The 12,076-nt window shown below is 43.9% G+C and carries 15 protein-coding genes and 1 riboswitch; of the genes, 4 read left to right on the forward strand and 11 right to left on the reverse strand.

Annotated features, from left to right (window positions below; all coding sequences use genetic code 11):
- The first annotated feature begins 76 nt into the window (after positions 1-76).
- Genes ACXACN_RS05860 through ACXACN_RS05870 form a run of 3 tightly spaced genes read left to right on the forward strand, consistent with a single transcriptional unit; the run spans position 77 to position 1,167 of the window.
- The gene (locus ACXACN_RS05860; RefSeq protein WP_474963022.1) at positions 77-298 is read left to right on the forward strand and encodes a spore coat associated protein CotJA; all 222 of its coding nucleotides are present in this window, start codon (positions 77-79) and stop codon (positions 296-298) included.
- Positions 295-564 (forward strand): spore coat protein CotJB, encoded by a 270-nt coding sequence (locus ACXACN_RS05865; protein ID WP_474963023.1) that lies wholly within the window; start codon positions 295-297, stop codon positions 562-564. Before ACXACN_RS05860 ends, ACXACN_RS05865 begins: the two co-directional genes overlap by 4 nt.
- A 33-nt stretch (positions 565-597) precedes the next feature.
- The gene (locus ACXACN_RS05870) at positions 598-1,167 is read left to right on the forward strand and encodes a manganese catalase family protein (protein WP_474963025.1); all 570 of its coding nucleotides are present in this window, start codon (positions 598-600) and stop codon (positions 1,165-1,167) included.
- 2 nt (positions 1,168-1,169) lie between these two features.
- Here ACXACN_RS05870 and ACXACN_RS05875 read toward each other — a convergent pair whose 3' ends face one another.
- The 4 genes from ACXACN_RS05875 to ACXACN_RS05890 are packed head-to-tail and all read right to left on the reverse strand — an operon-like array spanning position 1,170 to position 4,638.
- A complete protein-coding gene (locus ACXACN_RS05875) occupies positions 1,170-1,481 on the reverse strand; it encodes a hypothetical protein (protein ID WP_474963027.1) in 312 nt (103 codons plus the stop codon).
- Complete coding sequence (locus tag ACXACN_RS05880; protein WP_474963029.1) at positions 1,474-2,070, reverse strand: lysostaphin resistance A-like protein; 597 nt, start codon at positions 2,068-2,070, stop codon at positions 1,474-1,476. The genes ACXACN_RS05875 and ACXACN_RS05880 overlap by 8 nt, the downstream gene beginning before the upstream one ends.
- Positions 2,067-3,578 (reverse strand): RecQ family ATP-dependent DNA helicase, encoded by a 1,512-nt coding sequence (locus ACXACN_RS05885; protein WP_474963030.1) that lies wholly within the window; start codon positions 3,576-3,578, stop codon positions 2,067-2,069. The genes ACXACN_RS05880 and ACXACN_RS05885 overlap by 4 nt, the downstream gene beginning before the upstream one ends.
- Entirely contained in the window at positions 3,568-4,638 is a 1,071-nt protein-coding gene (locus tag ACXACN_RS05890; protein WP_474963032.1) for a YpbB family protein, read from the reverse strand. The genes ACXACN_RS05885 and ACXACN_RS05890 overlap by 11 nt, the downstream gene beginning before the upstream one ends.
- A 134-nt stretch (positions 4,639-4,772) precedes the next feature.
- Between ACXACN_RS05890 and ACXACN_RS05895 the strand changes: the two genes are divergently transcribed.
- A complete protein-coding gene (locus ACXACN_RS05895; protein WP_474963033.1) occupies positions 4,773-5,024 on the forward strand; it encodes a ferredoxin in 252 nt (83 codons plus the stop codon).
- Positions 5,025-5,062: 38 nt separating this feature from the next.
- On the opposite strand, the gene ACXACN_RS05900 is transcribed toward ACXACN_RS05895, so the two are convergent.
- From ACXACN_RS05900 to ACXACN_RS05930, 7 genes are all read right to left on the reverse strand, one after another.
- On the reverse strand, positions 5,063-5,512 hold the full coding sequence (locus ACXACN_RS05900; RefSeq protein WP_474963035.1) for a helix-turn-helix transcriptional regulator: 450 nt from the start codon (positions 5,510-5,512) through the stop codon (positions 5,063-5,065).
- Positions 5,513-5,658: 146 nt separating this feature from the next.
- Positions 5,659-6,888, reverse strand: a complete 1,230-nt coding sequence (locus tag ACXACN_RS05905; RefSeq protein WP_474963037.1) for a hypothetical protein — start codon at positions 6,886-6,888, stop codon at positions 5,659-5,661.
- Complete coding sequence (gene sigX, locus ACXACN_RS05910; protein WP_474963039.1) at positions 6,875-7,417, reverse strand: RNA polymerase sigma factor SigX; 543 nt, start codon at positions 7,415-7,417, stop codon at positions 6,875-6,877. The genes ACXACN_RS05905 and sigX overlap by 14 nt, the downstream gene beginning before the upstream one ends.
- Before the next feature lie 737 nt (positions 7,418-8,154).
- Positions 8,155-8,667: an ECF transporter S component gene (locus ACXACN_RS05915; RefSeq protein ID WP_474963041.1), complete on the reverse strand. Its 513-nt coding sequence runs from the start codon at positions 8,665-8,667 to the stop codon at positions 8,155-8,157.
- Between the two features lie 6 nt (positions 8,668-8,673).
- A complete protein-coding gene (locus ACXACN_RS05920) occupies positions 8,674-9,075 on the reverse strand; it encodes a DUF4430 domain-containing protein (RefSeq protein WP_474963043.1) in 402 nt (133 codons plus the stop codon).
- A 214-nt stretch (positions 9,076-9,289) separates the two neighbouring features.
- Positions 9,290-9,471, reverse strand: a riboswitch (cobalamin riboswitch).
- 45 nt (positions 9,472-9,516) lie between these two features.
- Positions 9,517-11,301, reverse strand: a complete 1,785-nt coding sequence (locus tag ACXACN_RS05925) for an ATP-binding protein (protein WP_474963044.1) — start codon at positions 11,299-11,301, stop codon at positions 9,517-9,519.
- Positions 11,301-12,017, reverse strand: a complete 717-nt coding sequence (locus tag ACXACN_RS05930; protein WP_474963046.1) for a response regulator transcription factor — start codon at positions 12,015-12,017, stop codon at positions 11,301-11,303. Before ACXACN_RS05930 ends, ACXACN_RS05925 begins: the two co-directional genes overlap by 1 nt.
- Positions 12,018-12,076 lie beyond the last annotated feature (59 nt).

A 12,076-nucleotide genomic window follows, 5' to 3' on the forward strand; every position in this document is an offset into this window, starting at 1 on the left:
ATACGAATATCCTCCCTTGGTCGAATAGGACAAGAAATGTTCACATAAAATCCCAAGGAAAAGGATGTGATTTAAGATGTTCACACCAATTAAATGTTACCAGCCTTATCACGGCCCTTTTGACCCTTGTCCGCCAAGAGGGACGGTTTGTTATCAAACCCCACCGAATCTTTACATGGGGTTTCAGCCTCCGAATTTGCAACAGTTCCCTATTCAAGAAGCGTTGTATAAAGGGACGCTTTGGCCTGCATTGTTTGATCCATATCCTACACCGTTAGAGAAAGGAGCTAAAAAATGAAACAAGCGGCCGATTCTGCTAAAGAGCGCTATGCTTTAATGGAAAAAATCCAGATGGTTGATTTCGCTTTGGTGGAACTTACGCTTTATCTGGATACCCACCCCCAGGACACCCAGGCAATCCAACAATTCAACCAGCTTGCGGTTGAAAGTCGAGACCTGAAATCGGCCTATGAGCAGCGATTTGGGCCGTTAAGGCAATACGGGAGTAGTTTTTCAGGGTACCCTTGGAATTGGGGAGACAGTCCGTGGCCATGGCAATTATAACCCTTCGTTCATGAAGGATACAGGAGGGCGCTTATGTGGTATTACGAAAAGAAATTACAATATCCAGTTAAAGTAACAGAATGCAATCCAAGACTAGCGAAATATTTGATTGAACAATATGGAGGAGCAGACGGCGAGTTATCTGCAGCCCTTCGATACTTAAACCAGCGGTACACCATACCTGATAAAGTTATCGGGCTTTTGACAGATATCGGGACAGAGGAATTCGCTCATTTAGAAATGATTGCCACAATGATCTATAAACTTACGAAAGATGCTACACCAGAACAAATGAAGGCAGCTGGACTTGGGGCGCATTATGCTAACCACGATCATGCCTTGTATTACAATAACGCGGCAGGAAGCCCATGGACGGCCACTTATATCCAAGCGAAGGGAGATCCAATTGCTGACCTTTATGAGGATATTGCTGCCGAGGAGAAAGCTAGGGCTACCTATCAGTGGATCATTAACATGTCAGATGACCCATGCTTGAATGACAGTTTAAAATTCTTGCGTGAGCGTGAAGTTGTCCATTCCCAAAGATTCAGGGAAGCGGTGGAAATCCTTAAGTTTGAAAAGGATCGAAAGCAGTTTTTCTAACGTTATCGCTCTACCGTGATTGATTCATGGTAGGGCGATTCTTCTAGGAGAGCGGGTTTTGGAAAAGTCTGTCCGAACCAGACATCCCAGTAAGGATAGGAAAGAATCACAATCATTAAGATGAGTAGGAGCACGAAGAGAAATCGCATCCAAATGGCATTCAACTTCCACCTCATCTTTTCTTGTTTCCCTTCATGAACATCCTTTCTTGGAGGTAGATCGAGGACATCTAACGCTTCTTTTTCGAATTCGCCATCCTCTGCATTCCCCTTCAACTTTTCTGCTTGATCTTCTGATGAATGCTGATCACTCATCGGCTTCACCCCATTTTCCGTAACGTATCCAAAAGGCTAATACGACATCAATAAGAAAATGCGCAACGATAGTAACGAGTAAGTTACCAGTCACCTCATACATATAACCAATAAAAAAACTGACGAATAAAACCGAAACCAATAACACGACTTTCGTTAAGTACCGGATATGCATGACAGCAAAGAGGACACTGGCCACAACATAACCAAACTCTGCATGCAGGACGCCTCGGAACAACATCTCCTCACTAAAAGCTACCAATAAAGTGATACCGATAATGCTAATGTTGGAACGATTCTTAAATACTTTGACATTGATGCCACCATCATCGTACATCCTTTGAGGTAAACGATACACGAGAAAAAGGTCGATGAGAAGCACCATAAGTCCCGGAATCAAACCATAAACCAGCAGCTCACCTGGTTGGAAATCGAATTGTCTACGCCAATCGTCCCAAAAGGCATCAAAAAGGAATGCACTGCCAATGAGAGCGAGAATCAGGATGATCAATTGAGTGAGTACCAATTGTAAAGTGATTTCCCTGTCGTTCATTTCCATGATCAGTTCTGATTGACTCTTTCGTTTCATAAATCGGCTCCTTGTTTGAAAATCAGCTTTAGCCGATCTTCCCAGCTATGTTTTCGATAGGTTTGCCTCTCCTCTTGTAAAGTAAGGTCGTCGATAAGGAAATCACAGACATCACAACAGGGGACGGTTGGCTTTCGGACCGTGTCCTGAAATGGGTGATACAACGCTTTTCTACGACAATCCGTTGCGTGGATCCACTTTAACATTTCATTCAGCTTGTTATGCTTATAGATCCACCTTTCTTCCAGAACACGAGATATTTTCTGAATGAGGTCAGGCGTCACTTCTAATAGTCTACCATTCGTTATTGCCCCTTCTTCCTCTAATTGAAACTTGATGAAGTTCCATTGTGATTCTGATAATTCAAACCGTTCAATCATCCCCTCATCTTCTGGAATGTCTTCTCCCTGCTTCTTCCTCAAAAAGGAAAAGACTCGTTGCAGATCCGTTTTTTCAGGAAGTTCACTCTGAATGAGCCTTTGAGGAAGGTAATGGTCCTGACGCGTAAAGAGCAATAGACTGACGGCAGCTCCCCCATCTCGTCCTGCTCTCCCCACCTCCTGGATAAAAGATTCTAGTTGAGGTGGCAAGTGGAAGTGGATCACAATCCGGATATTCTTTTTGTCTACGCCCATTCCAAAGGCACTTGTACAACAAATGACGTCTAATTGATTGCTCATAAATTGCTGCTGAACTAACATTCGATCGGTTTGCTCCATGCCCCCATGATAAAAGGCGACATTTTGATCTAAGCGATCCCTCAGTTCAAAACTCACTTTTTCCGCCCACTGCCGGCTTGAAAAATAAATCATTGTCGGAGCTTGATTATTATTGAGCACTTGTACAATTCGTTCCGTCTTCTCTTCTGCACTTGTGCATTCTTCAACTGCAAAACTAATGTTTTGTTTATCCATTGGATAGATTCGTTTTTTCATATGTGGACGCTTTAATTTTTCCATGATGTCCTGTTGGACTTCAGGTGTAGCTGTTGCACTCAAGGCCATCACCGTCGGATTTCCCAGGTTTTCGATCGTTTGATGAAGCTTAAGGTAATCCGTTCGAAATTCATGCCCCCATTGAGAGATGCAGTGAGCTTCATCAATGACAAAAAGATGGACATACATACGATTCAACCGTTGCTGCAACCATTCGTTCTGCAACATTTCTGGTGAAATATATACGAGGGAGTATTGATGGAGGTTTTTTAACACAGCACTTCTCTCTGGCTGATCCATAAAACTGTTCAGAGCCGTGACTGCTTTATATCCAGATGCCTTTAATTGCTTCACCTGATCCACCATTAAAGATATGAGTGGGGAAACGACAAGTGTGGTTCCACCAAGAATTTTGGAGGGCAGTTGGTAACAAAGCGATTTGCCTGTCCCAGTAGGTAAAATGCCTAATACATCTTCCCCTTTGAGCACATCTGTAATCACCTCTCTTTGTCCTTCTCGGAATTCATCAAAACCGAAATGCTCTTTCAATACTGAAACTAAATCATCCCTCATCCTGCTTCATACCTTTCTTTATCGCGTGCTGGCCTTTCGCTAATGCAAGGCGCAATTCGAAATAATCATACTGCCCATCGAGAGCTTCATGAATTTGTTTCAGCTTTTTTGTATTCAATCGCTCTCCCATAGCATTGATTTCTCTCACGTTTTCTTCACTCAGGAAAGAAGTGATCGAAAAATCCGGCATGATTAGGGCAGATTCTACAATATGATCTTGAATGGTGCTCTTTTTCAACCTTCTTATAGTCATAATTTCTTGCAAACCCATGCCTTGTTGAATATATTGGTACGTCTTCCTTGCCGACTGAGTGATCAGATGGGAGGCATCGAGCCCTTTTGTACATAAATGCAACACAGGGTAATGATCTCTTTTCATCTTGGATTCAAGAAACAGATAATAATGAGTGTGCTGCAGCATTAGCTCTACATCTTCTCGGTCCAATTCGAACTCCCGTGTGAGCTGTTCAATGGTCATACCGATGACGCCTCCCCCTGTCAAACGATGGACGAACAAATCCGCTTGCACAGAAGAATGCATTTTTAATAGGGCATACATCTCCTCATACATTGAATCCGCCATTTTTGGTAATTTATCTTGAAATTGACGGTAGACGGTACGCACCCATTTTTGTGTGGCAAAGTCATCCTCGATTGGTACATAATGGTGAATACCTGCATTGGAGTTTGTCATCATCTGAGACAAAAGGTTGATTCTTTTAACGAAAGCAGGGATTACATCATGCCAAACCATGCCCTCAAAGAATTGAAGATCATGAGAAGGGAACGTATACAAACGCTCGGCCCCTTTTGAAGTGATGGAAGGGAAAGAATGCTGATTTATTTGGACAAGACCTGCAGAAATCAATGCATCGATCTGCTTTTTCAGTTGTTCACGTTTCAGAGATGGATAGATACCGAAAAACGCATCAAGCTCATACCCTTTAGCATCCTGCATGGTTTGAGAAGATCGTTTCCCTGTCAGTAAATGATAAATCCCCGACACTGTTCGCTCTCCTCTGAATCGATCGACACAACGCAAAACCAATGGTTCGAACATCTTCTCCCCCCTTTTCCCTACTAGCTTCAAATGGTTTAGTTGAAAACCTTTCAACTGGGATTTACAATAAACGGTGTACTTATGTATTCAATGCCTGCATCATATAGAAAGTCTCAATGAAGGAGGTCGTTTTCATGGCCAAGTATACAATCGTAGATAAAGAGACCTGCATTGCTTGCGGTGCCTGCGGTGCTGCAGCCCCTGATCTATACGATTACGACGACGAAGGAATCGCTTATGTCGTCCTTGATGAAAACGAAGGTACAGAGGAAGTTCCAGAATTGTATGAAGAGGACATGGAAGATGCTTTCGAAGGCTGTCCGACAGATTCCATAAAGATCTCGACGTCTCCATTTGAAGGAGATCCTCTGAAATTCGAAGAATGATGATGACCGGACAAAAACCCCTTGAAGAAAGGGGTTTTTTATTTGACCAGTTCCTGAAAACGAATTTCTGCCTCTGTCCGATTGATTGTGGAGAACATCCGGTAATCTTCGGAATCAATAATTCGATAGTGCTGACTGATCAGATTTTGCTGAAGGATGTAGTCCTCCTCCTCTGCAATTGTCTGCCACCATACTTTTCCGCCAAGCGTCTTCCTTCCTTGAGGTTCCACATGCTGATGAGCAATGGTTTCCACAATTTCTATAGGTGCATCACCCAAGACGCCTTTTAAAACATCGCTTTCTTGAAAAAGTGCACACACCGCGACAACCGTCGTCCACCCTGCCAACGTTCTTTGCTTTTCAATTTGAACAAGCGTCTTTTTGGATAAGCCGAGAATATCCGCCATTTTATCTTGTGTATACCCATGCTCAACACGGATTAATTTCATTTTTTCAGAAATTCGCTTCCTTACTTCCTGTTTATCCATCACCTATCGTCCCCTTTTCTACGTTCCTTTATATTAACATGAGCGCAAGGGACAATCCTAGAACAAAGCTTTTACCAAACGGGTCGAATCTCCATCATTTCCTACCTGCTCAAAAACCCTCTGCCAATCACGCAGAGGGTTCTTTGTTATTGTTTAAAAACAGGATTGATTCTCTTTGGAACATCAATAGGTTCGGCGAGATTATAAGTGGAAAACTCACGTACGTTTATTCCATTGAATTTGACTTTTTCATAACCGAACTGTCCGGCTGTCGCAAGGATCGCTTCAATCATCGTAAGCAGCTGTTGCTCACTCGCCCATGATTGATGTTGAATATTTACCTCTACCAGCGCTTCATCGACGGTAATGGAAGGAAACTGCACATGTTCTGGCACAGCCGGGCTCACAAAGAGACCTCTCCCGTTTTCCTTCATCAAAGAAAGAGCATCCTGAATGGTCGACGGACCATTCGTAGATACGGGAACGAGTAACCGTTCCGCTGAATCCTCGAATTGATACAGTTGAAAGATGTATTCTCCCTTTTGAATGACTGGAATTTCGGATACTTCTCCATAGCTTCCAATGGAAACAGGATTGCCTGATTCGGTTTGGACATGAATCTCTTGCAATGGATAGTTTTCCAAGTCCCAACGAATGCTTTCAATAATCGCGCTTGCCCACGCAGAGCCACTGACGCTGAAACCATCCGGGAATGTAACAATAGCAGAATTCTCAGTCTCATCCACCTCATATTCCAATCCTTCTACAGCCCTCTCAGCTAAACCATAGTTTTCTGGTGAAAAGGCTTGGGATCCCTGTTCCATTTGTACCGTGGGCAGAATGACTTCCGCATTCTTTCCTGGATAGGAAACCGTATAGAGTCCTTCCTCATCCCCTCTAAGAACCAGTGATTCAAGCTCCGGTTCAGCCACTTCCTGTTTTTCTGCAAGGTTTGATTCATTCTCTTGTGAATCTCCCTCTTCTTTTTCTTCAGGAGCAGGCCTTCCTTCCTCAGGAGAAGGTTGGGATTCCTTTAGTTCAGATTGTTCTTCTTCACTCTCTGAGATGAATGAATCAAAAGAAGGAGACGTTTCTTCAGTCGCTGTGGAAGATTCTGCATTCTCGTTCATACGATCAGTGGAATCTTCCACAGTCATCATTCCATTGTTACTCAATAAAACAGGGATGAATACCGCAAGCACCACTAAAACAGCAAGGGTAGCAATTCCAGGGAACAGCCAGGGAGCCGCTTTCCTTTTCGGTGTATTTACCCGCGATGAAACCTTTTGATAGAGCATCTCTTTTGATTGGTGGTCTTCCATAGAAGGCAGTTTTCCTAATGCTTTTTTGATGTCTTCGTCATTACGCTTCTTCACGGTCTCCCCTCCCTTCATCCATTTCTTCAAGAATCGCCTTCAGAGCTTTCATAGCTCGATGTTGAGTCGTCTTCACTTTACTCTCACTCCAACGTAAAACTTCTGCTGTTTCTTTAATCGACATGCCTTGTATAAAACGAAAAATCAACACACTACGCTGATCGATCGTACATTTGTCCAACGCTTGGTACACTTGTTGGATCTCATCGTTCTGCACTGCAATTTCTTCAGGCATCTTATCTCGGTCTTTGATTTGTTCTCCTTTTTCCGTCCAATCAAAGAACTCCATGATCCGGTTTCTTTTTCTTTTTTGTTTGCGGAAATGATCAATGGCTACGTGCCTGGCTATGGAAAACAACCATGTTTTCTCAGAGCTTCTTCCGCTGAATGATTCATATGAATTCATGACCCTCACATACACATCCTGAACCAAGTCTTCGGCAAGACTTCTGTCCTTGACCATATAGATGAGAAACTGAAACAGGTCATGGTGGTAGTTATCGTATAGTTCATCAAAGAACGTTCGCAATGGTGGTACCTCCTGGGTCACTTTAATAGTCGTTTATGTATGAAGAAAGTTACACTTCTTATCTTAATATGCAAAAAAAGAAAAAGGAACCGCGTTTTTAAAAGAAAATCACCTCCATCCCTACTCCAACTAAAGCTCCTTTTTCTTGAAGACTCAGTTTCGAGACGTTTGTTGAGTGGATAGGGCTGCGGGGAATGACTCGCTTTCCGCGGGAGCGCGGTGAGCCTCCTCGGACTGCGTCCTGTGGGGTCTCACCCTGCACTTTTTTCCCGCAGGAGTCTCGCCATTCCCCTCCGCCCCTTGCCATATAAGTATCTCGAAACGACTTTCAGTACAAGCAACTTTCCAGAGTAATGGAAGTTCGTGAATCCAACTACAAACAAGCAGTCATCTGTACTATAACGCTTGCTATGAAGCGCTTTGACAACTGGTAAGCAGTGATAATGGAAGACGCTCCACTCGTGTACGTGGGTTCGTTTTCCCTATAACGAATGGGGTGGTTGGGAAGCTGCGAGACTCCCACGGGAATGGATTGGCTGGCGAGACCCCACAGGACGGAGTCCGAGGAGGCTTGCCGTCATCCCCGTAGGAAAGCGAGTTGCTTCCCAGCCACCCCTGACGCCTCCCACGGCAAACGAACCCCGAAAAGTCTCGAAATCGAGACTTACAGAATTCTGCCATAATCTTCAATAAACATAAGGGGTAAGAGCACAAAAAAGCTACCCTTGGTTGGGTAGCTAAGTGACTTTTGATATGGCGTTCCTTTTTTCGTAGCGTTGGAAAAGTGTTCCGAGAATTGGAGATAAAGCCAATATGAACACGGTATTCGAAATCGCGTGATTGATATCCATCGGGAGACCTGCCAGGTAATACGCCCAGAATGGTTGTCCCGCTGCTCTCATAGTCAGAGAAAGAATGACTCCGAAGAAGAGCCCGCTGATAAATCCATAGATCGCAAGACCCCAGAATGGCATTTTGGACCAGTATTTCCCGAGCAAACCTGCTAGGATTCCTATGATTGACCAGGCGATGATCTGCCAAATGGTCCATATCCCCATCCCCAATATCACATTGGACACAAAGGTCGTGAGCAGTGCAATAAGAATCCCTGCACTAGGCCCCAGCCAAAACCCTGCAATAATAATGATCGCTGTCACTGGCTGGATATTGGGTAAATGAGCCAAGGCCATCCTTCCCGCAACGGCCAGGGATGCAAGCATGGCGATCAGTGTGAGTTTGTACGTGTTCATGGTTGATCATTCCCAAGATTGATAATCAAAAACGATTTCGTCTCCATCCTCTACTTCGTACTCATTGGCTCCGACCATGGCTTCATCTCCGTTAATGGTATACATCCAAGCCATTTTTTCTTCTTGGTTCCCAGCAATTCCTTCAATGCTGTTAATGAACCCTTCGGACTGTTCCACTTCATAGTTATCTTCCATAACTTCCATGAGGGTGGTTCCTTTTTCTACCGTGATTTCATCTTCTGCCATCATTTCTTCGCCATCGTTTTTAGATAGCTGGACTTGCACCGTGACTTCTTGTACTTGTTCTTCCTGAGTTGCCGATGTTTCCTTAGACTCTTGTGTGCCACATCCTGCCAGCACAACAACGGCCAGAATCATAGCTGTTAAAACGGAATACCACTTTTTCATTACCATCTCTCCCTTTTTCTTTGTGTTCCGTGGCCAGGAGGAGAGGAGAGTGAAGACAACCAAATGACTTGTATGTAAACATTCAGAGGAAACATATTCTTATCACAAAAAAAAGCTTACCCTTCTAAAAGGGTAAGCTTTGGACAAACGAAAGGATAAGATCTACGTTTCACGTCATACCGATCGGTTGTCTCAAATGCTCAATCCCCGAAGCTTTGAAACATTGGATCAGGCAGGTCTACTGACTTGTGCGTCATCCTAATCAGGATCCTTCCCATACCCAACGGCACAGTGGAATTTCCTTTTCGTCTACACTTACAGTTGCGAGGACAGTTCTGGTTTCGCACCAGATTCCCTATCAAGTCTTATTCAGACACCCGAATCCTCTTCATATGAAGTTTCCATAAACTAGATTACAATAATATTCCGAAAATAGCAACATTATTTTTCCTTATGAGAAAAAGGAATCTTAAACGTGAAGGTTGTCCCTTCTTTCAACTTGCTATGGGCACTGATGGTTCCTTCATGAGCATCTATGATATTTTTCGCGATCGCAAGCCCTAAACCTGTGCCTTTTTTATAGTTTTTATTTTCACGTTTTCTTGATTTATCAGCTTTATAGAAACGCTCAAATACAAATGGAAGGTCTTCCTCGGCGATTCCATATCCGGAGTCTTTGACACTTGCCATCCATTCCTTCTCATCTTTTTCAAGAATCACCTGCACCTCACTGCCAGGGTCGGAATGACGAATGGCATTATCAATCAAATTGGTAAAAACCTGCTCAATACGGTCCGGATCGAAATTCAGGTTTCCGAACTCCCCTACTATTTTCAATTGAAGGTCTACGGACTTTTCGTTGGCGATCCCACTGAACTTACGAATGATCCTGTTCAAATAGGGTTCAATTTCAACGGATTCTTCGTTCAGTTGAATGTGCCCCGCTTCCATCCGTGCGAGATCCAACAGCTCATTAACTAAACGACCAATCCGCAATGATTCGTCATGAATGATTTGTGCGAGTTCGTTTTTATCCTCTTTTGACTCGGCAATATCATCCACGATTGCTTCACTATACCCCTGGAGCATAGAGATAGGAGTTCGCAGTTCATGAGAGACATTGGCAATGAAGTCTTTGCGGAGCTTGTTCAAGCGTCTTTCTTCCGTCATATCCCTAAGAACAGCGACGGCTCCACGTACTTTTTCTTTATCATATAAAGGAGTCATAATGATGACCCAGGATCTGCCCTGCAATGTCATCTCGATCATTGATTCATTCTCATCTGTGATGACATTGTCAAACAATTCTCTCAGCGGTTCTGGAAGTAATGGTTCGTCAGAAGAACTCGATGAACCGCTTTTTTCAAACTCATAAGCTTCTAAATATTGCTGTGCAGGAGGATTCGAGACGAGCACATGTCCTTGACGGTTAAATGTAATGACGCCATCGGCCATCGATCTCAAAATTCCTGAAAGTTGTTCTTTTTCCTGATTCAATGCATTGATATGGAACTTTAATTCGCGCCCCATCCGGTTGAAGGCCATCGCCAATTCACCGATTTCATCATGGGTACGAATGGGAATCTTCGTGTTAAACTCTCCCTTGGCAAGCTCCAGAGCCCCTTCTCTCATTTTAATTAAAGGAGCTGTGATTCGCGTCGAGAGGAAAAAGGCGAAGATGGTCGTCAATACGATGGCAATCCCCGCTCCTAAGAATATGATTTTAGTCGTCTGCTCGGATGTTTCTTCGATCGTATCGAGGGATTGGTAGACGAAAACAGCCCCATCCTGATCTTTAAGAGGCGTTCCGACAACCATGACGCCCGTCTCGTCATTGCCAAGATCGGCTTCTTTTTTAACATCCGCCCCTTCATTCAAGACGGTGGCTAAATCCTGGTCCTTTGTGAACCAGGCGTAATCAAGTACAGGAAGAGATTCTGACTCGCTCTCAGAAACAAGCGGCTCATCCTCTCCCCTGACGATTAAGGCACGACTAGCCGGATCCTTGACAAGAGCCGTTGTTGAAAGCAGAAGTTCTTCTTCTCCCTCATACCGTTCCACCACGCCTGAAATCCGGTCAGCCGTTTGAAGCAAATGCCTTTCTGCTTCTAAGACATGGTAATTTTGAAAGAACTCGAGGAGTAGAACAGTCAAGATAAAGAGGACAAAGCAAACCAATAGTAAGATGGTGAACCATAATTTCCCGACAACACTACGCCAGAACATCAGTCACCAGACACCTCGAATTTATAACCGATGCCCCATACGGTCACAATCATTCCTGCTGCTTCTGCAGAAACTTTGCTCAATTTTTCGCGAAGACGTTTGACGTGGGTATCGACCGTCCGTAAATCTCCGAAGAACTCATACTGCCATACCTCTTTAAGCAGTTGTTCTCTGTCAAAAACTTTATCCGGAGACTGAGCCATATAGTGAAGAAGTTCGTACTCTTTCGGAGTCAACGAAACTTCTTTTCCGTCAGCAGTCACACGGTGAGCATCATTATCGATTGTCATGTGAGGGAAAACAAGTACATTACGAGCGGACGTTTCCGTCTCTAAAAACTTCGTTGTAGAAGAACGGCGTAAAAGCGCCTTCACTCTTAGGACGACTTCTCTCGGACTGAACGGTTTAACGATATAATCGTCTGTTCCCACTTCAAACCCTTGAACGCGATTGGCCTCTTCCCCTTTTGCTGTAAGCATGATGACAGGAGTCGCTTTCTTTTCGCGCAATTCTTTACAAACTTCAATCCCGTCTTTTCCTGGAAGCATCAAATCCAGCAGAATCACATCATATTCATTTTGAAGCGCTTTTTGCAAGGCTTCTTCCCCGTCTTCTGCTTCATCTATGACATAATCCTCTCTCTCAAGGTACATGCGAATCAGTCGTCGAATGCGCTCTTCATCATCCACGACTAAAACCTTGGCTTCTTGGTCCATACAAAAACCTCCAACTCATAAAAATATTCTCCTATAGCTTCATTCATTACACAAAGGGC

This window comes from Halobacillus sp. AWM4_238 (assembly GCF_056158265.1).